Annotated in this window: 19 protein-coding genes and 1 pseudogene; 14 read left to right on the top strand and 6 right to left on the bottom strand. The window is 72.2% G+C overall.

The annotated features are described in order from the left end of the window. Positions 1-6 precede the first annotated feature (6 nt). Positions 7-357: a DUF2568 domain-containing protein gene (locus tag NS2_RS10540; RefSeq protein ID WP_033087280.1), complete on the top strand. Its 351-nt coding sequence runs from the start codon at positions 7-9 to the stop codon at positions 355-357. 55 nt (positions 358-412) lie between these two features. Here NS2_RS10540 and NS2_RS10535 read toward each other — a convergent pair whose 3' ends face one another. The 4 genes from NS2_RS10535 to NS2_RS10520 all read right to left on the bottom strand — a co-directional run bounded on the left by NS2_RS10535 (position 413) and on the right by NS2_RS10520 (position 4,702). Next, positions 413-1,255, bottom strand: a complete 843-nt coding sequence (locus NS2_RS10535; protein WP_071344179.1) for a heme ABC transporter ATP-binding protein — start codon at positions 1,253-1,255, stop codon at positions 413-415. After that, positions 1,252-2,352 carry a FecCD family ABC transporter permease gene (locus NS2_RS10530; protein ID WP_081985823.1) on the bottom strand — a complete coding sequence of 367 codons (1,101 nt, stop codon included), beginning with the start codon at positions 2,350-2,352 and terminating at the stop codon, positions 1,252-1,254. Before NS2_RS10530 ends, NS2_RS10535 begins: the two co-directional genes overlap by 4 nt. A gap of 332 nt (positions 2,353-2,684) precedes the next feature. After that, the gene (locus NS2_RS10525; RefSeq protein WP_033087252.1) at positions 2,685-3,722 is read right to left on the bottom strand and encodes a heme/hemin ABC transporter substrate-binding protein; all 1,038 of its coding nucleotides are present in this window, start codon (positions 3,720-3,722) and stop codon (positions 2,685-2,687) included. A gap of 20 nt (positions 3,723-3,742) precedes the next feature. Continuing rightward, on the bottom strand, positions 3,743-4,702 hold the full coding sequence (locus NS2_RS10520; RefSeq protein WP_147207144.1) for an aldo/keto reductase: 960 nt from the start codon (positions 4,700-4,702) through the stop codon (positions 3,743-3,745). 23 nt (positions 4,703-4,725) lie between these two features. Between NS2_RS10520 and NS2_RS10515 the strand changes: the two genes are divergently transcribed. From NS2_RS10515 to mshC, 5 genes are all read left to right on the top strand, one after another. Further along, positions 4,726-6,132 (top strand): undecaprenyl-diphosphate phosphatase, encoded by a 1,407-nt coding sequence (locus NS2_RS10515; protein ID WP_306455122.1) that lies wholly within the window; start codon positions 4,726-4,728, stop codon positions 6,130-6,132. A 16-nt stretch (positions 6,133-6,148) separates the two neighbouring features. Continuing rightward, entirely contained in the window at positions 6,149-6,883 is a 735-nt protein-coding gene (locus NS2_RS10510; RefSeq protein ID WP_033087250.1) for a histidine phosphatase family protein, read from the top strand. A 26-nt stretch (positions 6,884-6,909) separates the two neighbouring features. Then, entirely contained in the window at positions 6,910-7,503 is a 594-nt protein-coding gene (locus NS2_RS10505) for a DUF3090 domain-containing protein (protein WP_033087249.1), read from the top strand. A 3-nt stretch (positions 7,504-7,506) separates the two neighbouring features. Further along, on the top strand, positions 7,507-8,277 hold the full coding sequence (locus NS2_RS10500; RefSeq protein ID WP_228102786.1) for an SCO1664 family protein: 771 nt from the start codon (positions 7,507-7,509) through the stop codon (positions 8,275-8,277). Between the two features lie 184 nt (positions 8,278-8,461). Beyond that, positions 8,462-9,700: a cysteine--1-D-myo-inosityl 2-amino-2-deoxy-alpha-D-glucopyranoside ligase gene (mshC, locus tag NS2_RS10495; protein WP_033087247.1), complete on the top strand. Its 1,239-nt coding sequence runs from the start codon at positions 8,462-8,464 to the stop codon at positions 9,698-9,700. A gap of 129 nt (positions 9,701-9,829) precedes the next feature. On the opposite strand, the gene NS2_RS10490 is transcribed toward mshC, so the two are convergent. Continuing rightward, entirely contained in the window at positions 9,830-10,825 is a 996-nt protein-coding gene (locus NS2_RS10490) for a glycosyltransferase (protein WP_052086251.1), read from the bottom strand. Between NS2_RS10490 and NS2_RS10485 the strand changes: the two genes are divergently transcribed. The 6 genes and pseudogenes from NS2_RS10485 (at position 10,818) to NS2_RS10470 (ending at position 16,609) form a co-directional block, all read left to right on the top strand. Further along, on the top strand, positions 10,818-11,528 hold the full coding sequence (locus NS2_RS10485; RefSeq protein WP_033087246.1) for a hypothetical protein: 711 nt from the start codon (positions 10,818-10,820) through the stop codon (positions 11,526-11,528). The two genes, NS2_RS10490 and NS2_RS10485, sit on opposite strands and share 8 nt — an antisense overlap. 4 nt (positions 11,529-11,532) lie before the next feature. Further along, a complete protein-coding gene (locus NS2_RS10480; RefSeq protein WP_081985816.1) occupies positions 11,533-12,450 on the top strand; it encodes a GNAT family N-acetyltransferase in 918 nt (305 codons plus the stop codon). 185 nt (positions 12,451-12,635) lie between these two features. Beyond that, the gene (locus NS2_RS37345; protein WP_261772272.1) at positions 12,636-14,612 is read left to right on the top strand and encodes an SRPBCC family protein; all 1,977 of its coding nucleotides are present in this window, start codon (positions 12,636-12,638) and stop codon (positions 14,610-14,612) included. A 15-nt stretch (positions 14,613-14,627) separates the two neighbouring features. After that, positions 14,628-14,816: pseudogene (locus NS2_RS37340) on the top strand (TLP1 C-terminal extension domain-containing protein); the annotation flags it as partial. A gap of 72 nt (positions 14,817-14,888) precedes the next feature. Next, positions 14,889-15,665 carry a crotonase/enoyl-CoA hydratase family protein gene (locus NS2_RS37335; RefSeq protein ID WP_261772273.1) on the top strand — a complete coding sequence of 259 codons (777 nt, stop codon included), beginning with the start codon at positions 14,889-14,891 and terminating at the stop codon, positions 15,663-15,665. A gap of 41 nt (positions 15,666-15,706) precedes the next feature. Further along, positions 15,707-16,609: an alpha/beta fold hydrolase gene (locus NS2_RS10470; RefSeq protein ID WP_033087245.1), complete on the top strand. Its 903-nt coding sequence runs from the start codon at positions 15,707-15,709 to the stop codon at positions 16,607-16,609. Between the two features lie 9 nt (positions 16,610-16,618). Here the strand turns inward: NS2_RS10470 and NS2_RS10465 are convergent, their stop codons facing one another. After that, the gene (locus tag NS2_RS10465; protein WP_045437008.1) at positions 16,619-18,163 is read right to left on the bottom strand and encodes a multicopper oxidase family protein; all 1,545 of its coding nucleotides are present in this window, start codon (positions 18,161-18,163) and stop codon (positions 16,619-16,621) included. 181 nt (positions 18,164-18,344) lie between these two features. Here NS2_RS10465 and NS2_RS10460 point away from each other — a divergent pair, with 181 nt between their 5' ends. Both NS2_RS10460 and NS2_RS10455 read left to right on the top strand, forming a co-directional pair. After that, positions 18,345-19,664, top strand: a complete 1,320-nt coding sequence (locus NS2_RS10460) for a sensor histidine kinase (RefSeq protein ID WP_081985821.1) — start codon at positions 18,345-18,347, stop codon at positions 19,662-19,664. Then, a complete protein-coding gene (locus NS2_RS10455) occupies positions 19,661-20,302 on the top strand; it encodes a response regulator (protein WP_147207143.1) in 642 nt (213 codons plus the stop codon). The genes NS2_RS10460 and NS2_RS10455 overlap by 4 nt, the downstream gene beginning before the upstream one ends. Positions 20,303-20,306 lie beyond the last annotated feature (4 nt).

Below are 20,306 nucleotides of genomic sequence, written 5' to 3'. Positions count from 1 at the left end.
GTGGCGATGAGCGTGCTCAAGGGCGCGAACCTGCTGGTCATGTTCCTGCTGGAATTGAGCGTGCTGGGTGCGGCGGCCTGGTGGGGCGCCACCGTGTCGGGCCCGCTCGCGGTGCGCATCCTGGTCGCGGTGGCCGCGGCGGCGGTGTTCATCGCGGTGTGGGCGCTGTTCGGGGCGGCCAACGAGCCGCGCTTCCCGCAAACCGGTTGGCGGCGGGTGGTATTGGAGCTGGGATGGTTCGGTGCGGCCTCGCTGCTGCTGGGGCTGGCCTGGACGCCGCCGGCCGGGCTGGTGATGTTCGCGCTGTGGTTCGGCAACGGGGTGCTGCGGCTGGTGTGGGGGCAGCAGAAGCTGTGACCGGCGGCCCGGAATCGATTGTGGTGCAGCGATTCCGGGCCGCCCGGCAGGTGCGTCAGCCGCGGACCGGCAGCACCAGTTGCGCGCCGGTGACCGGATGGTCGAACACGTCGACCGGATGCTGGTAGACGCGGGTGAGCAGTTCGGGGGTCAGGATCTGCCGCGGCGGGCCGTCGGCGGTGATGCGTCCGGCCTCGAGCACCGCGATGCGGTCGGCGTAGGCCGCGGCGACACCCAGATCGTGCAACACCACGACCACGGCCGCCCCGGCGCTGGCCCGCTCGCGGGCCAGGCGCAGCACCTGCTCCTGATGCCCGAGATCGAGTGCGGCGGTGGGTTCGTCGAGCAGCAGGGTCGCGGTGTCCTGGGCCAGCACGCGCGCCAGCGCCACGCGGGCGCGTTCACCGCCCGACAGTGCCGGGAACGGGCGCTCGGCGAAGCGTTCGACGTCGGTGGCGGCCATGGCCGCGGCGATGGCCGCCTCGTCCTGGTCCTGGCGGTCGGTGCGCGCCCATGGGGCCCGGCCCATGGCCACGACCTCGCGGGCGCGGAAGGCGAATCCGACGGTGTGCGATTGCGGCAGCACCGCGCGCCGGCGCGCCATGTCCAGGTGGGTCCAGTGGGTCAGGGCGTGCCCGTCGAGTGCGACGCTGCCACCGCAGAGTTCGAGTTCCCCGGCGAGTGCGGCCAGCAGGGTGGACTTCCCGGCGCCGTTGGGGCCGACCAGGGCCACGATCTGCCCGGCGATCACCGGGAAGTCGACGCCGTCGAGCACCGTGCGCGCACCGCGGCGCGCGCTGACATTGCGGGCGCGCAGGGTGACCGCGCCGGGTTCGGGGGTCTCCGGCAGCGCCGGTGTGCGGGTGAAAACCGTTGCCAGCCCGCGCAGCCCGCTCATGCCCAGCCTCCCGATCGCGAGCGGGTGCGGCGCAGCAGCCAGAAGAAGAACGGCCCGCCGACCAGCGAGGTGATCATGCCCAGCGGCAGGTCCGCGTTGTGGACCAGGGCGCGGGCCCCGATGTCGGCGGCCACCAGCACGGCCGCGCCGAGGAGCGCCGAGAGCGGGATGAGCACCCGGTGCCCGGGCCCGACCAGCATGCGCACCAGATGCGGCACGATCAGCCCGACGAACAGGATGATGCCGGTGAAGGCGACCCCGGCGGTGGCCAGGATCGCGACGACCACGATGATGTTGCGGCGCAACCGTTCCACGTCCACGCCCAGATGCCGGGCCGCGGATTCGCCGAGGGCGAGCAGGTCCAGGCGCGGGGCCATCCACACCGCGGCCGCGATACCGGCCAGGGTCAGCGGCCACACCACGTTGACCGCCTGCCAGGTGGCGCCGTTGAGGCTGCCCATCTGCCAGAACACCAGCTGGTCGCGCGCCGCCGGGGACGCCTTGAACAGCAGGAACGAGATCAGGCCCCCGGCAAAGGCATTGATGGCCACACCGGTGAGGATCAAGGTCACCACCTCGGTGCGCCCGCCCGAGCGCGAGAGCAGATACACCAGCGCCGTGGTGCCCAGCCCGGCCGCGAACGCGCCCGCCGCCACCGACCACGACGCCACGAACGCGCCCCCGATCACGATGACGGTGCCCGCCCCGACCGCCGCGCCCGCCGACACCCCGATCACGCCGGGTTCGGCCAGCGGATTGGCGAACACGCCCTGCAGCAGCGCGCCCGCGGTGGCCAGCGCCGCGCCGACCAGCACCGCGAGCACGACCCGCGGGAACCGCACCTCCCACAACGTCACATACCCGGCGGGATGCTGCGGCAGCGGACCCCAGTCCAGGCCGATGCGATGAAAGACACTGCCCGCGACCTCGGCCGGACTGGTCGGCACCTGCCCGATCCCCGCCGAGACCAAGGCCAGTACCACCAGCGCGACCAGCGCGGCCGCGAAGATCAGCGCGGTCCGCGAACGACTGCGCCGACCGGTCGGTTCCGGGTCGATGCTGGCCGGGAACTGCTGCGCGGCAACCGATTCCAGCATCGATGCGTCCACCGCGCCGGTCCGGCGATCGGTCGACTCGCCACCCTCGCCCCCCGCGGCCTCGCTCGTCGCGGCGTCGGCTGTGGCAGCGTCGGCGGTGGCGCGATCGGAGACCGCGGCGGTGGTGGCGCGGCCGGTCGTGTCGGTGGTCGCGGTGGGCGATGTGGGTTGGGTACCGGTGTGCCCGTGCGCTTTTGCCCCCGACGCCGAGCCGGTCGCGGCACCGGCGGCCGGACCCGCCGGGTTCGCGGGGGACGGGTTCGTCCCGTTGCCGTTCGGGGTGGCGGGGTCTGCTCCAGTGCCCGGATGCTGTTGCGGGGGTTGCGGATCGGTCATGCGTTGGCGGTGCCGTAGACGGCCTTGACCAGGGCGGTCAGGACGCGGCCGGTGTTGGGGCCGAAGGACAGCAGCACGGCGTCGGACATGTCGACCACGCGGCGGTCGCGCCCGGCGGGGGTCTGGGCGACGCCGGGGACCTTCTCGAGGCCGTCGACGCCGCCGACCGAGGCCAGGCCGTCGCTCATGACCAGCAGCACGTCGGGGGCGGCGGCGATCATGGCTTCGCTGGTGATGGGCAGGAAGTCCTGGGTGACGCCGGAGGCGGTGGCCGCGTCGGTTCCGCCGATGGCCGCGATCAGCGATTCGGCGCCGGAGCCGGGTCCGAAGATCATGGTGATGGCGGTGGAGCGCAGATACAGGAATGCGATCCTGGGCTTGGTGTCCTGGTGCGGGACCGAGGCGGTGGCGGCGGCGATCTCGTCGCCGGTGCGCTTGGCCAGCGCCACACCCGCCTGGTGCACTCCGAGCGCGTCGGCCACGGCCTGGATCTGGGGCACGACGCCGTCGAGGGTGCGTTTGGAGTCGAAGTAGACCACGGTGATGCCCAGCGACTCGAGCTGGTCGCGCAGGGCGGGGGTGACCGCGGTGGTGTCGGTGAGGAACACCGTGGGCCGCAGGGCGGCAACGGCTTCCACGCTCAGGGTGCCGCTGCCGCTGGACACGGTGGGCAGGTCGGTGACGGCGGGGAAGGCCGCGGAGTTGGAGCGGCCCACCAGTTTCGCGCGCAGGCCCAGTGCGACCACGGTCTGGGCGAGGGTGCCGTAGCGGTCGGCGGCGATGATGCGGCTGGCGTCGGTGACGGTGACCTCGGTGCCGTCGAAGGATTTCACGCTCACCGGCAGCGCCGGGGTGGGTTCGGGGCCGATGGCGACCGGGTCGAGGTCGCCGACGCTGGCGGTGACCGGGCCGCGTTGCCCGCTACTGCCCGAGGTGCCGCTGCCGCAGGCGCTGACGCCGGCGACCAGGCCGAGTCCGAGCAGCATGATCAGCAGGGGACGGGCGGCCGAGCGGGCAGTGCGGAGACACCTCATGCCGGTAAGGGTAGCCTTGCTCATTCTGTGCGTGCGCTCACGTCTCCCAGGGCCGCGGCGATGGCGCGCGGAAGTTCCAGGGCCTCGGCGGCCAGAATCCCGGTGAGCTGCCCGATGTCTCGCGCCCCGACCAGCATCGACGCCACCGCGGGCTGATCGCGCACCCAGGCCAGCGCGACCGCCAGCGGGGAGGTGCCCAGCCCGTCGGCGGCGGTGACCACCGCGTCGACCACGCGCACCGCGCGCTCGTCGAGGTGGGCGGTGATCTCGGCGGCGGTGGCCTCGTCCGCGCCGCGCGAGTCGGCGGGCACGCCGTCGCGGTATTTGCCGGTGAGGATGCCTCCGGCCAGCGGGGCGACGGCGAGCACGCCCAGGCCGTGATGCTGTGCGGCGGGCACGAATTCGTGCTCGACCCCGCGCGCGAGCAGCGAGTAGGGGGTGGTGGCGGCGGTCAGCGGGGCGGCCGCGGCCAGGGTGGCCAGCTGCCAGCCGTCGTAGCCGCGGGCCCCGGCGTAGCGGACCCGGCCCGAGCGCACCGCCCACGACAGGGTGTCGGCGATTTCCTCGAGGGGGGTGTGCGGGTCCCAGGCGGCGACGGTCCACAGGTCGAGGTGGTCGGTGCCGAGCTGGGTCAGGGTGTGGTCGAGCTGGCGCATCATGGTGCGCCGGGAGGCGTCCACGGTCCAGCGCACGGCGGCGGGCGCGTCGGCGGCGGCGTCGCTGAGTATCGGTGTGTATCCGGCGTTTCCGGCCAGCACCAGGTCTGCGCGCCCGATCTCGGAGACCAGTTCGCCCAGGATGTGTTGCGCGGCGCCGTCGCCGTAGGCCGGGGAGGTGTCGACCAGGGTGCCGCCCGCTTCCACGAACGCCATCAGCTGGGCGGCCGCGTCCTCGGCGTCGGTTTCGCGGCCCCAGGTGTGGGTGGCCAGCCCGAGCCGAGACACCCGCAGCCCGCTGCGGCCGACCGTGCGTTGTTCCATCACCGCGCTTGCACTTTCGTCACATGCGTCAGCCTAGGCGCACCTGTCGCATCTACCCCGCTATGGCCCGCGGCGAGATCGGCGGGTCGACGCGAAATTCGCGCGGGCGTGTCCGGATTCGGACATCGCCCGGTAAGGTCGCTGCGGTGTCGCGGCGCCCCTGCGCCACCGCGGCGGCCGGATCGCGCGGCGCCCGACTGGAATCGGGCAGTGCGCGAACCGAACCGGACGAACCGATAGGTGGGCGAGACGATCCGCCGGGGTGCACGAGACGGTCCGGCGGGCCCGCGGGTCCCCGTCCGGCGGTTGCGCGCACCGGTCGGGCCGGGTCGGCGGGGTGCGGGCCGGGTCCGATGGCGGACGCGGTCGGGCGCCGGGCGGGCCGCAACCGGGCAGGGTTGGTGAATGCCGGGCACGGTGGCGGCGAATCGTTCACCGGCGGTACAGGATTCGGGACTGGAGGGTGTGTGGGCGAGTCGATGACGTGGGTGCAGGCGCTGGTATTGGGCCTGGTGCAGGGGTTGACGGAGTTTCTGCCGATCTCATCCTCGGCGCATCTGCGGATCACCTCGGCGGTGTTCTTCGGCGACGACGCGGGGGCCTCGTTCACCGCGGTCACCCAGCTGGGCACCGAGGCGGCGGTGCTGGTGTACTTCGCCCGCGACATCTGGCGCATCCTGGTGGCCTGGTGCACCACGGTGTGGCTGAAGGTGGTTGTGCGGCAACGGGAGTCGGTGCCCGTGCACGAGGCGCCGACCACGCGGCTGCCGGTGCTGAGCGAAGACGGGCGCTTCACCTACGGCCCGGATCCCGAGGTCCAGCGCGAACTGGACTACCGGGTGGGCTGGTATGTGATCATCGCCACCGTCCCGATCGGGGTGCTGGGGCTGCTGTTCAAGGACCAGATCCGTACCGGCGCACGGAATCTGTGGCTGATCTCGATCATGCTGATCGTGTTCGCGCTGGTGATCGCGGCCGCGGAGTACTACTCGGGCAGGATCTACGGGCGCGCACGCCGCCCGCTCGAGCTGTTGACCACCCGCGACGGCCTCATCATGGGCCTGGCACAGTGCCTGGCGCTCATCCCGGGCGTGTCGCGTTCGGGGGCGACGTCCTCGGCGGGGCTGTTCTGCGGGCTGACTCGTGAGGCGGCGGTGCGGTTCTCGTTCCTGCTGGCGATTCCGGCGGTGGTGGCCTCGGGCCTGTTCTCGCTGCCCGATGCCTTCGAACCCGCCGGTGAGGGCCTCAATGCGTCGGGTCCGCAGCTGCTGGTGGCGACGCTGGTGTCGTTCGTGGTCGGGTATGCGTCGGTGGCGTGGCTGCTGAAGTTCGTGACGCGGCATTCGCTGGACTGGTTCGTGGGCTATCGCATCGTGCTGGGGTTGACGGTGATGGCGCTGCTGGCGACCGGCGTCGTGTCGGCGACCTAGTCGGTAGGCTGTCCCGGTGACGGTGATCCTGTTGCGGCACGGCGTGTCCACGTCGAACACTGCCCGCACCCTGGCCGGGCGCAGCGCCGGCGTCGATCTGACCGACCGCGGCCGTGAGCAGGCGCAGGGGCTGGTGCAGCGGCTGGGATCGCTGCCCATCGAGGCGATCGTGTGCTCACCGCTGCTGCGCTGCCAGCGCACCGTCGCCCCCCTGGCCGACAAGCTCGGTGTCGAGGCCGAACCCGACGAGCGGCTGCTCGAGGTCGACTACGGCGACTGGACCGGCAAGGCCCTGGGCGACCTGGTCAGCGAGCCGCTGTGGAAGGTGGTGCAGCGCCACGCCTCGGCGGCCACCTTCCCCTCCGGAGAGTCCTTGGCGCAGGTGCAGTTTCGCGCGGTGTCCGCTATCCGCGAACGCGATCGGCAATTGGCCGCCCGGCATGGTAGCGATGTGTTGTGGATTGCGTGCACGCACGGCGATGTCATCAAGGCGGTGCTGGCCGACGGTTTCGGCATCCACCTCGACGGCTTCCAGCGGATCGTGGTGGAACCGGCCTCGATCAGCGTCATCCGCTACACCCCGACCGCCCCGTATGTGTGGCGGGTGAACGACACCGGCCCGGATCTGTCCGGCTTGGCGGCGATTTCACCGCGAACCGGCGGCGCATCGCGCTCGGGGCCGGTTCCCGGCGGAGAAACGGGTACCACCGACAGTACGGATAATGGGGTTGCGGAACGCCCCGATTCATAAGTGTGAGTGAACCGAATGGAGGTGCAATGGGCCGGGCAATCCATATCTTCCGCACCCCCGATCGTTTCGTCGCCGGCACCGTCGGCGAGCCGGGCGACCGCGCGTTCTACCTGCAGGCGGTGCAGGAGCCGCGGGTGATCAGCGTGCTGCTCGAGAAGCAGCAGGTGAAGGTGCTGGCCGATCGGATGGGTCTGCTGCTGGACGAGGTGCAACGCCGGTTCGGCACGAACGTGCCGCCCCAGGCCGCCGATGTGGCCGACACCGCGCCGTTGGTCACCCCGATCGATGCCGAATTCCGGGTCGGCACCATGGGTTTGGGCTGGGACGCGGATGCGAACGCGGTGGTGGTGGAGTTGCTGGCGATCACCGAGACCGAGGTCGACGAGTCGGTGGTGCTCGATGACACCGAGGAGGGGCCCGACGCGGTGCGGGTGTTCCTGACCCCGATCCAGGCGCGCGAGTTCGCGTTGCGCTCGGCGCGGGTGATCGCCGCCGGGCGCCCGCCGTGCCCGCTGTGCGGGGAGCCGCTGTCCCCGGCCGGGCACATGTGCGTGCGCACCAACGGCTACAAGCGTGGCGAGATCTTCGGCGCCACCGAGACCGACGACGACGAGGACTGAATCGTGGACGACCCGCTGGCCACCGCCGAGCTGACGGTGATCGGGCAGGTCACCACCGCCAGCAATGTGACCCTGGTGTGCGAGACCGGCGAGGGGCTGCGCGTGGTGTACAAGCCGGTGCGCGGGGAGCGCCCGCTGTGGGATTTCCCCGACGGCACCCTGGCCGCGCGGGAGGTGGCCTCCTATCTGGTGTCGCAGGCGCTGGGCTGGGGCGTGATCCCCGAAACGGTGTTGGGCCAGGGGCCCTTCGGGCCGGGCATGGTGCAGCGCTGGATCGAGGTCGTCGAGGACGGCGAGGGTCCGGATCTGGTGGATCTGTGCCCGGTGGATGCGGTGCCGCCCGGCTATCGGGAGGTGTTGCGGGCGCTGGATCCGGCGGGGCATCCGGTGTCGCTGGTGCACGCCCAGGATCCGGGGCTGCTGCGCATGGCGGTGCTCGATGTGCTGATCAACAATGCCGACCGCAAGGGCGGGCACGCGCTGGCCGGGCGTGACGGGCGCGTGTACGGGGTCGATCACGGGATCTGCCTGCACGCCGAGCCGAAGTTGCGAACGGTGTTGTGGGGGTGGGCCGGTGAGCGGGTGGCCGATGAATTGCTCACCGACATCACGGTTCTGGTCAAGGCGCTGCCCGGGGAGCTGGGTGAGCGGCTGGCGGGGTTGATCACCGACGCCGAGATCGAGGCGCTCGAGGCGCGGGGGCGGGGTCTGCTCGAGGATCCGGTGATGCCGCGCCCCTCGGGTCAGCGCCCGATTCCCTGGCCCGCCTTCTGATTCCCGCCCCTCTTCCGATTCCCGCCCCCTATCGACGGTGTCGTTCGGTTCGGCGTGATTGCAACCGTTGACACTTCCGCGCCCGTGACTAGGGTGCAGGTCGGCCCGTCCGGGCGCGTGTCGCGCGGCACACCGGTGCGGGGGTGGCGGGGGCGCGCGGCGATCTCGGCGTTAACCTCGACTCATGCAGTCCTGGCCCGATATCGCCGTCCCTTCCGTTCCCGGATCCGGGCCGGCGTTGCGTCTCTACGACACCGCCGACAAGCAGGTCCGCCCGGTGACCCCGGGTGCGACGGCGACGATGTACGTGTGCGGCATCACCCCCTATGACGCCACCCATCTCGGGCATGCCGCCACCTATCTGGCCTTCGATCTGGTCAACCGGCTCTGGCGCGACGGCGGGCACGAGGTGCACTACGTGCAGAACACCACCGATGTCGATGATCCGCTGTTCGAGCGGGCGCGCCGCGACGGTATCGACTGGCGCGAGCTGGGTACCCGCGAGATCGAGTTGTTCCGTGCGGACATGGCCGCGTTGCGGGTGATCCCGCCGCGCGATTACATCGGCGCGATCGAGTCGGTGGCCGAGGTCGTGGAGCTCGTCGACAAGTTGCTGGCCTCGGGCGCGGCCTATGTGGTCGAGGATCCGCAGTATCCCGATGTGTACTTCCGCCACGACGCGACCGAGCAGTTCGGTTACGAGTCCGGCTATGACCGGGCGACCATGGAGCGACTGTTCGCCGAGCGCGGTGGCGATCCGGAGCGCCCGGGTAAACGCGATCCGATCGACGCGCTGCTGTGGCGGGCCGAGCGTCCCGGTGAGCCGTCGTGGCCGGCGCCCTTCGGGGCGGGCCGCCCGGGCTGGCACATCGAGTGTGCGGCGATCGCGCTCAACCGCCTCGGCACCGAGTTCGATGTGCAGGGCGGCGGCAGCGATCTGATCTACCCGCATCACGAGTATTCCGCCGCGCATGCCGAAGCGCTGGTGAAGGGCCGCCGTTTCGCCCGCCATTACGTGCATGCCGGGCTGATCGGCCTCGATGGCGAGAAGATGTCCAAGTCGCGCGGCAATCTGGTGTTCGTGTCCAAGCTGCGCCGCGCGGGCACCGATCCGGGCGCGATCCGGCTGGGCCTGTTCGCCGGACACTACCGTGCCGACCGGGAATGGTCGGATGTGGTACTGGCCGAGGCGAATTCGCGTCTCGAACGCTGGCGTGGCGCGGTGGCGCCGGCCGCGGGTCCCGACGCGAGCGACACGGTGGCGCGGGTGCGCCGGCATCTGGCCGATGATCTGGACACCCCCGGGGCGCTGGCCGCGATCGACGCCTGGGCGCAGCAGGCGCTGACCTACGGCGGCCCCGACGCCACCGCTCCGGCGTTGATCAAGGACACGGTCGACGCGCTGCTGGGCATCGCGCTCTGATCAGCCGGTCCGGCCCCGGCGCGAGCCGGGGCACTGCCGCGACACCGCGCAGGTCCTGACACCGCGCCGATCGGTCCTCGCTCCGGCCCGGCGCGACGGCGTGACTGGAATCCGGTGCGTGCCAGTCGGTTACAGCAGCTCGGCGAGCATGGCGGCGGCCTTGTCGGCGCCGTCGGCGGGCACGGGCAGGTAGTCGGGGTGGCGGGTGAGTTGTTTGCGCAGGGCTTCGGCGAGGGCGGCCGGGTCGGTGGCGACGGCGTAGTCGAGGTGGTGGCCGGCGCGGTGGCGGTCGAGGCGGTGGCGCACGTGGCGTTGCTGTTCGAAGTGGTGGCGCAGCGGGACGTAGAGGAACGGGATCTGCTGGGCGGTCAACTCCATGCAGGTGGTCAGCCCGCCCTGCACGATGGCGGCGTCGCAGGCGGCCAGGCGGCGGTGCGGGTCGGGCAGGAAGCCGTGGATCTGCACGCCGTCGGGGCGCGGCATGTCGGCGCGGTCGATGCGGGGTCCGGCGACCACGACGAAACGCACGTCGGGGTCGAGGTGGCGGACCAGGGGGACCGCGTCGAGGACGCGGCGCAGCAGGTGCTGCCCGACGCCGGAGCCGCCGGCGGTGACCAGGCAGATCTTTTCGCCCGGCGCGTAGCCGAATTCGGCGTGCAGTTGCGCGCGGCGCAGCCCGGCGGGGTCGAATCCGGTGATGTAGCCGGTGAATTCGAAGTGGTTTTCGGTCCAGTCGCGGATGCGGGGCAGGCCGGGACCGAGGCGGTCGGGCACGATGTCGTCGGGGTCGCCGATGAACAGGGAGCGGTCGCGCAGGCGCCGGTAGCGGGCGCGCTGGGTGATCATTTCCAGGTTGTAGTCGGCGGTGAGGGCGGCCTCGTGGGCGCCGCCGTCGGGTTGGAGCAGCCAGCCGACGAAGTCGGTGAGCCAGGCGTAGGCGAAGGTTTTCAGTTCGGGGTTCTCGTGCAGGAAATGGTCGATGTCCCAGGCTTCGTCGGCGATGACGAGGTCGTAGTGGCGTTCGGCGATCAGGTCGGCGAAGACCATGAAGTTGGTGACCAGGGACCCGCCGGTGAGGTCGGCGAGTTTGGCGGCGACGCCGGGTGGCACCACCGCGGTGGCCACCTACAGCGAGGGGGCGCGGCTGGCGCGCGAGACCGGGCGGCCGCTCGAGTTGGCGGGGAATCTGGCCGGTCTGGCGTGCGTGCAGGCGCGTCAGGGACGTTTCGACGACTGTGCGGCGAATGTGGCGGCGGCCCTGGAGATCTGCGAGCCGCGCCGTATCCACCTGTTCCGGGTGTGGGCGATGCAGGCGCGCGGGGATGCGGCGCTGGCGGCCGACGACCCCGAGACCGCGCGCGCCCGGTGGGAGGAGCTGGCGGGTTTGCTGACGCAGCTGGGGGTGCGGGATCCGGATGTGGATCCGGGCCCGGATCTGGTGGAAGCCTATCTGCGGGTGGGTCTTGCGCAGCGGGCGCGCCCGGTGGCGGCGGCGTATCTGGCCGCGGCGCGGCTCAAGGGGCAGCCGTGGGCGCTGGCGCGCGCGTATCGGGCGCTGGCGCTGCTGTCGGGCGACGCGGTGATGCTCGAGGCGTTCGAGACGGCGCTGGCCTGGCATGCGCGCACCCTCGACGCGTTCGAGGAGGCCCGCACCCGGCTGGCGTTCGGGGCCCGCCTGCGCCGGGCGCGCCGCCGCCGTGATCGGCGAGCCGGATTCGGGGTCGTGAGCGCCGCGGTGGCGCGCTGGTGTGCGGGTGGGTGGTTAATGGGTCGACCCGGGGGTGCGGGGTCGCGCATGCTGGAGGGCGGTGTGTCGCTGCGCAGGTGAGGAGATGTCGTTGGATACCCCGGATTCGGGCTCGGTGTCGTCGACGGCCACGGTGTCGCCGATGACGAGGGTGTCGCTGGCGGCCGCGCGGTTCGCGCGGGCCACCGATCGGCTGGTGGAGTGCGCGGTGTTCTATCGCGACATGCTCGGGCTGGCACAGCTTTTCGCGTTCGAGGATCACGCGGGCTACAGCGGGTTCGTGTTCGGGTTGCCCGATGCGCGCACGCAGTTGGAGTTGGTGCGCCGCGATGACGCGCCGCCACCGCCGCCGGCTGATCCCGAACACGCGGTGGTGTTGTATGTGCGGGCGGGGTTCGAGGGGTTGCGCACGCGGCTGGCCGGTCACGGTGTGGCCGAGGTGGTTCCGGACAATCCGTTTTGGGTGGCGGCGGGGGCGTTCGCGGTGACCGATCCCGACGGGTGGATGGTGATCGTGGTGCCGGCCGGACCGGAGCCGGTGGGTATCGAGGAGTACGACGGTGATCGGGCGGCGATCGCGTTCTCCTTCCGTGAGGCCGAGGATTCCGAGCAGGCCCTGCAGGGCCATATCGGGCGCGGGCGGGTGTGGGTGGCGCGGAGCGGGGCGGGGGTGGTGGTCGGTCACATCCAGGCGGCCCCGGAGGCGGACGGGTCGGTGTGGGAGATTCTCAATACCGCAGTGGCCGAGCCGTTCCGCGGTGGCGGGGTGGGCCGGGCGATGATCGAGACGGTGTTGTCGGCGGCCGCGGCGGCGGGGGTGGTGCGGGTGGAGGTGGCCACCGCGACCGCCGATGTCGGCAATCTGCGCTTCTATCAGCGGTGCGGGTTCCGGATGACGCGGGTGGTGGCCGATGTGTTCACCCCCGAGGCGGGGTATCCGGAGGTGATGGAGGTCGACGGGCTGCGGTTGCGCGATCAGGTGTGGTTCGCGCGCACTTTGTGAGCGCTGTGGTGAGTACCCGCGAACCGCAGGTGTTCCCTTGCCGGTGGCGGGGTGGACGCGCTGGTGTGGATCGCGCGGGTGCGCGAAGTCTGACGTAAACCACGGTTCTGTCTTCCCGTGGGTGGTGCGCGGCCGTACCGTGAGGGCCGGATGGTGTTCTGGGATCCTCAGCGAGGAGGTGGACCGTGACAGCGGTGCCGGGATTGCAGCGGTTGCGTGCGGTGGTCGAGCAGGGACTCGACCGCAGCGCGGGGGTACGCCGACAGTTGCGCGCGAGCGGTCAGCTGCTCGACAGTGTGCGCCGCGATCCGCGCATCGTGCGCGAACTGATCGCCGGATTCACCGGCCGCGGTGGGCAATCGGAGACGGCGGTCCCGGCCGCGCACGAGCTGCCCGCGGGGCTGGCCGACTACACGCGCACCGCGCACGCCCACCGCGAGCTCGACACCGGTGCGGCGGTGACGCTGGGGTATCTGGCGCAGCTGGGGCGGCTGCCCGAATGGGTGGTGTTCCATGCGGGCTGGCGCGGGGACGCGCCGGGCGCGGCGGCGGTGGGCGTCGCCTACACCCAAGCGGTCAAGTTCATGGGGATTCCGGCGGATGTGGCGTGGACGGTCACCGAGGTGAGCGAGCGCGGGCTGGGGTTGCGCGGGCGCGGCCCGCAGGGGCTGAGCCTGGGTTTGTGGATCACGGTGACTGCACGCGGGCCGGGGTCGGTGGTGTTCGTCGATGCCGGGTTGTCGGGGCAGCCGATCGAGGGTCCGCTGGGTGCGACGGTGGCGCGGGCGCTGGGTGATTCGCTGCGGGATTCCCTGGCCGCGTTGCCCGGTGCGCTGGCCACCGCCGGTGCCGGTGGCGCGTCGGGTGAGCGGGGTGCGCCCAAGGCGGTGCGGCATCGCGCGTCGGGGGTGGTGCTGGCGCCGACGACGCCGGTGCTGATCGGGGTCGGGCAGGTGGTGGAACGCAGCCCCGATGCCTCGTATGCCGATCCGGCGCAGCTGGCGGTGGCGGCGTTGCGGGCCGCGGCCGCCGATGCCGGGGCCGGGGATCGGCTGTTGCGGGCCGCGGACGCGGTGTTCGCGGTCGCGCCGACCTCCTGGCAGTACCGGGATCTGGGTGCGCTGGTGGCCGCGGCGGTCGGGGCGGGTCCGGTGGACACGGTGCAGTCAAGCCCCTTCGGCGGGGACGGCGGGCAGCTGGTGCTCAACGAGGCCGCGGCGGCGATCGCGGCCGGGGACTACGAGCTGGTGCTGGTGACCGGCGCCGAGGCCGGTGCCACGCAGGCGGCCGCGCAGCGCGCGGGCATCGACTTGGATTGGCCGACACAGGATTCGGCGGTGGCGCCGACGCGGACGGTGGGGATCGACAAGCCCGCCAACAATGCCGCGGAGGCCGCGGTGGGGTTGCAGGCGCCGATCAACATGTACGCGCTGCTCGAGTCGGCGAACCGGCACCGGTTGGGGCGCACGCTCGCCGAGCACGCGGTCGCGGTGGCCGAGTTGTGGGCGCGGCTGTCGGCGGTGGCGGCGGGCAACCGGTATGCCTGGCAGCGGCGGGAGTTCTCCGCGGCCGAGATCGCGACGGTCACCGACGCCAACCGCATGGTCTCGGCGCCCTACACCAAGCTCGAATGCGCGAATCTGGCCGTGGACATGGCCTCGGGCATCATCGTGGCCAGCGCGGCGGCCGCCGAGGCCGCCGGGGTGCCGCAGGACAAGTGGGTGTTCCTGCACGCGGGCGCCTCGGGCACCGACGAGTGGTTCGTGAGCGAGCGCGCCGAACTGGCGGCGTCCCCGGCCATTCGCGCGCTGGGCGCGGCGGTGCTCGACCACGCGGGCATCACCGCGGACGAGCTGGCCCACGTGGACCTGTACGCGTGTTTCCCGGTGGCGGTGCAGATCGCCGCGCGGGAGCTGGGGCTGCCCGTCGACGATCCGAAACGCCCGCTGTCGGTGACCGGCGGGCTGAGCTTCGGCGGCGGGCCGGGCAACAACTACGGCGGGCACGCGGTGGCGAGCCTGGTGCAGCGGTTGCGCGCCGAACCCGAATCCTTCGGCCTGGCCACCTCATTGGGCTGGTATCTGACCAAGCACGCGCTCGGAGTGTATTCGGCGACGCCACCGCGGCGGGCCTACCGGCATCTGACCCCGGTCATCGAGTAGCCCCCGGCCCGCCCGGCCCGCACCGGATACACCGGCGAGGCGGTGGTGGAGGCCTACACCCTGCCCTACGGCCGCGACGGCCACCCGGAGGCGGCGATCGTGAGCGCGCTGACCCCGGCCGGTGAGCGCGTCCTGCTGCGCTGCACCGATTCCGGCGTGCTGGGCACCCTCGCCGAGGACGACTGGCTGGGCCTGCCGGTCACCGTCGACGGCGACACCCTCACCCCCGCGGCCGGGGCCGCCGGGCCGGCCACGGCGGGTGCGGGCCGGGTCGAGTTGCCGCCTCCGCCACCGGCTCCGGTGCTCATCGAGCGGCGCGGGCCGGTCATGATCATCACCATCAACCGGCCGCGGGTGCGCAATGCGATCGATCTGGCGACGGCGGTCGGGCTCGAACGGGCCGTCGATGCCTTCGACGCCGATCCGGACGCGCGGATCGCGATCCTGACCGGTGCGGGCGGGTTCTTCAGTGCCGGAATGGATCTCAAGGCGGCCGCGCGCGGTGAGGTGCCGGTGACCGAGCGGCGCGGCATTCTGGGCATCGTGTCGCAGCCGCCGCGCAAACCGCTGATCGCGGCGGTGGAGGGTCCGGCGCTGGCCGGTGGCTGCGAGCTGGCGTTGGCCGCGGATCTGATTGTGGCGGCGGCGGATTCGACCTTCGGTATCCCCGAGGTCAAGCGCGGGCTGGTGGCGGTGGGCGGCGGGGTGCTACGGCTGTCGCAGCGGCTGCCGCGTGCGATCGCGATGGAGCTGGCGTTGACCGGTGACCCCATCAGCGCGGCCCGCGCCGCGCAGATCGGGCTGATCAATGCGGTGGCCGAGCCCGGGCGGGCGCTCGAGGCGGCGCTGGCGCTGGCCGAGCGGATCGCGGTCAATGCCCCGTTGAGTATCGATGCCTCCAAGCAGATCATCGAACAGGCCCCGGATTGGTCGGTGGCCGAGGCGTTCGCCAAGCAGGGCCAGGTCGCGGCGGCGGCCTTGTCGTCGGCCGATGCCGGGGAGGGCATGCGCGCGTTCGTGGAGAAGCGTCCGCCGCTGTGGCGGGGCCGCTGACCGGGCGGCGAGTCCCGGCGAGGGAGCATCGAGGAACGGTCATGACATCGGATCTGCTCGAGTCCACGCGCACCCTGCGGCGTGACGGGCTCACTTTGACCGCACGCCATTTCGGCCCGGCCGGGGCCCCGATGGTGATGCTGCTGCACGGGTTTCCCGATACCCCCCACACCTGGGACGGGCTGATTCCGCGGTTGGTGGCGGCGGGTTTTCAGGTGCTGGCGCCGTGGCTGCGCGGTTACACCCCGGGCTCGGCGTCGCGCTCGGCGCGCTATGACCCGATGGCGGTGAGCGCGGATGTGGCGGCCTGGCATCGGGAGCTGGGTGGCCCGCCCACGCATCTGGTGGGCCACGACTGGGGCGCGTTCGCGGCGATGATCCTGGCCAAGCAGGATCCGGGCCGGTGGGAGTCGTTGACGCTGTTGGCGATTCCGCCCTTCGGTGGCGGTCTCGCGCCGGGGATGTGGCGGTGGTTGCCGCGTCAGCTGGTGTTGTCGTCCTACATCCCGGTGATGCAGTCGGGGTATTCGCCGCGGTTGCTGACACGGCGGGACGCGGCGTTCGTGCGGGGTCTGTGGCGGCGCTGGTCGCCGGGCTGGGCGTTCACCGACGCCGAGTTCGCGCCCACCGCAGCCGTGTTCACCGATGCGACGATGGCGTGGGCGGCGACGCGCTATTACCGGTCGCTGTTCACGGTGGGCCGCAGTGCGACTCGGGAGTTCAACACGGTGTTGCTGGCGGCTGCGGCGCCGCTGCCGACGCTGGCGCTGGCCGGGTCGCGCGACGGCTGTATGTCCCCGCCACTGCAACGGGTGCTGGCCGAGCATGCGGGCGCGCGGCATGCGCAGCTGCCCGGCTGCGGGCATTTCCTCCAAGCCGAGCGTCCGGATGCGGTGGCGCAGTGGGTGATACCGCACCTACGGGCGGCCCGCGCGCCACGCTGACCGCCGGGGTCAGTGGCTCGAATGTGGATCGGCCTCGGTGCCGTTCATCCCGCGTGTGGCGCCGGAGCCGTTGTCGCCCATGGGCATCGGGTGGCCGTCCATGGGTGTGGGGGTGAAGGCGGGTGCCTGGCCGGGGTCGAGGATGAGGAATTGGCCCATCATGCCCTTGTCTTCGTGGTGGAGCAGGTGGCAGTGGTACATGTACGGGTGGGCGGCGTCGGCGGGTCCGGTGAAGCGCAGGGCCAGTTCGTAGGTGCGGCCGGGTTCGGTGTAGACGGTATCCTTCCATCCGGCCAGGTGTGGCGGTGGCGGGGTGGCGTCGATGGCGCGGATGCGGAATCGGGTGTCGTGGACGTGGAAGTTGTGGGGCCAGTCCTCGCGGTTGGTCACGGCCCAGATTTCGGTGGCGCCGGTGGGGATGGTCAGGTCGATGCGGTTCATGTCCATCTTCGCGCCGTTGATCATGAACCATTCGAGATCGAAACCGCGCGTGACCGGTTGGCCGGTATCCACGGGCGGCAAGGTGGCCAGGGTGGCGGGCAGCGCGGGGGACGCGGGCGCGTCGGGGGTGGCGCGCAGGGTGAGGACCTCGAAGCTGTCGTCGAAGCCGAAGCGTTCGGGGCGGTCGATGCCGGTGCGGGCGGTGACGGGCAAGGCGTGCAGCGCGGCAGCGGATCCGGGGGTGAGTTCGACGGTGATCTCGGCGCGTTCGCCGGGGCTCAGATGCAGGCGGGTCAGCGCTACCGGGGTGGGCAGCAGTCCGCCGTCGGTGGCGATCAGCGTGAAGCCGCGGTCGTCGGTGAAGCCGAGATTCAGTACGCGGCTGCAGGTTCCGTTGAGCAGGCGCAGGCGGGCGCGGGTGGCGGGCAGGTCGTGGTGGCCGGGGACGGCGCCGTTGACGGTGAGGGTGTCGCCGAGCAATCCGTAACTGCCGGTGGGTGTTTCGTCCAGGCGACCGTCGGGGGTGAAGCGGGCGTCGGCCACGACGACGGGGAGGTCGTCGATGCCGTAGCGGTGCGGCAGATCCAGGCCGTCGGACAGGTCGTCGTCGAGGTAGAACAGTCCGGCCAGTCCGCGGTAGACGTGTTTCTCGGTGGCGCCGTGCGGGTGTGGGTGGTACCAGAGGGTGGCGGCGGGCTGGTCGATGCGCCATTGCGGGGTCCAGGTGGCGCCGGGGGCGATCATCTGGTGGGGTCCGCCGTCGGCGGCGGCGGGTACGTGCATGCCGTGCCAGTGCACGCTGGTCGCTTCGGGCAGGGTGTTGGTGACGGTGAGCGAGGCGCTCTCCCCGCGTCGCGCGCGCAGCGTCGGCCCGAGGATCGACCCGTTGTATCCCCAGGTGGGGGTGAGGGTGTCGGTTCGGATCCGGCTGTGCCCGGCGCGGGCGGTGAGGGTGAAGTGCCGCACGCCCGCGGCGTCGAGGCGGCCCGGGTCCAAGGGCGGGATGGGCAGCGCCCGGGTGGCGGGTGCGGGGGTGGTGCGGGTGCCGCCGGTGGCGGTCAGGGCCAGGGGCAGGGCGGCGGCGGTGGCGAGCAGGCGTCGTCGCGAGATCACGGGTTTGCTCCTCGGGTCGGTGCGTCGACTCCACCCTGCTGGGTGCGCGGGCGCCGCGAGTCCTCCCGGAGGCCGCGTTCGGCGGCCCGATCGCGGCCACGGGAGTCTTGTGGCGGGGCGAGCCGTGTGCTATCGCGACCCGTGTGTGCCGGGCGGGCCGCGGGTTCTCTACGGTGGATTCGTGATCGATGTCGGTGGCCGGGGGCTGGGCTGGAGGGCGGTGCGGTGGCTGCCGCTGGCGCTGATCCCGGTGGTGTTGGCGGCGAGCACGTTCCCGGGCGAGTACCGGGTGCCGCCGGTGTACTGGCTGCTGGCGGTGGCGGCGGGTGTGGTGTTCGCGATCGGTGATCGATGGCCGCTGGCGATGTCGCTGAGCCTGTCGGGGCTGGCGGCGGGGATGTTCGTGATTCCGGCGTGGGGGCCTTCGGAGCTGGTGCCGTATCTGGGTGCGCTGGGGTTGGTGGAGGCGGTGGCGCGCGGTGGCCGGCGCGCGAGCGTGGCGGTGTCGGCGGCGTGGGCGCTGGCGTGGGTGGGCGGGCATTGGGGTGGGCACGCGCCGACGTTCTGGCGTGGGGCGACGTTCGTGGCGGCGGCCGCCTATGTCGGGTTGCCGCTGCTGGCGGGTTTGTATCTGCGCGGGCAGCGGCAGTTGACGGCGAGCCTGGCGGCGCGCGCGGCCGAGGCCGGGTTGCGGGCGCGCGCCGAGGAGCGCGCGGCGATGGCGCGCGAGCTGCACGATCTGGTCGCCCACCACATGGCCTCGATCGTGTTGCGGGTCAAGGTGGCTCGCCGGGTGCTCGCTGACCCCGATCCGCGGGTGGGCGAGGTGCTCGACGATGTGGGTGGCACCGCCTCGGGCGCGCTCACCGATATCCGGCGGCTGCTGGCGGGGCTGCGCGATCCGGGCCTGGGCGCGGCGCCGCTGCTCGATGCCGAGATGGTGCGCGCCGAGATCGCCGCAGCGGTCGAGCGGGTGCGCCGGGGCGGGTTGCGCGTGGATGCCGAGATCGCCACGCGCCTCGAGGGTCTGGACGCGATCGCGCGGCTGACGCTGCTGCGGCTGGTGCAGGAGTCGCTGACCAATGTGATGAAGCACGCCGACCGCGGCCGGCCGGTGTGGATCGCGGTGGCGCGCACCGAATCCGGTGTGGCGGTCCGGGTCGGCAACGCTGTCGCCGCGGCGGCGGGTCCGCCCGGGCACGGCCTGATCGGGATGGGTGAGCGGGCGGTGCTGGCCGGTGGCTCCCTGCACGCCGGTGCGCGCGGTGATCGGTGGCTGGTCCAGGCGCACCTGCCCGCGGTCTGCGCCACTGCGGCTACGGCGGACGGCACGCAATCCGTTACGCGATTCGGTGCGGAATCCGGCACGCAATGCGGTGCGGAGTTCGATGCGCAATCCGGTGCGCACCCAAGCGTTCCGGAGGCGACACGGGCCGGTGAGTCGGCAGCGGTTGCGCGGGCGGCAGCGGTTGCGCGGGCGGCGGGGCGGGGGTCGCGGTGATCGGGGTGTTGCTGGTCGATGATCAGCGTCTGGTGCGGGCGGGGCTGGCGATGCTGGTGGAGGCGACGCCGGGGTTGCGGGTGGTCGGTGAGGCCGCCGACGGGGTGACCGCGGTGCGGGCGGCCGCGCAGTTGTCACCGGATCTGGTGTTGATGGATCTGCGGATGCCGGGCATGGACGGGGTGGCGGCGACGCGGGCGATCGTGGCGGGCCCGTCGGCCCCGAAGGTGTTGGTGCTGACCACCTTCGACGATGACGAGCATCTGTTCCCGGCGCTGGCGGCGGGCGCGAGCGGGTATCTGGTGAAGGACACCGAGCCCGAGGCGCTGGTGGCCGCGCTCGGGCGGGTGCTCGACGGGGAGCTGTTGTTCTCCCCGCCGCTGCTGCGCCGGCTGGTCGCGCGCGCGATCGACGCACCCGGATCCCCGCCCGGATCCGCTACTGCCGCAGTCGATCTGACCGCCCGCGAGGCCGAGGTGCTGGCATTGGTGGGTGAAGGGTTCAGCAATGGCGAGATCGCCGATCGCCTGCATCTGGGGGTGACGACGGTCAAGAAGCATCTGGCTCGTCTGATGGACAAGACCGGGTGCGACAACCGGGTGCGCCTGGCGGTGTTCGCGGTCGGCCGGGCGCACTGAGCAC

It is taken from the genome of Nocardia seriolae NBRC 15557, from assembly GCF_007990715.1.
GTDB lineage: Bacteria > Actinomycetota > Actinomycetes > Mycobacteriales > Mycobacteriaceae > Nocardia > Nocardia seriolae.
The sequence above is the reverse complement of the archived record's forward strand: the minus strand, read 5'-3'. Positions and strand labels throughout refer to the sequence as shown.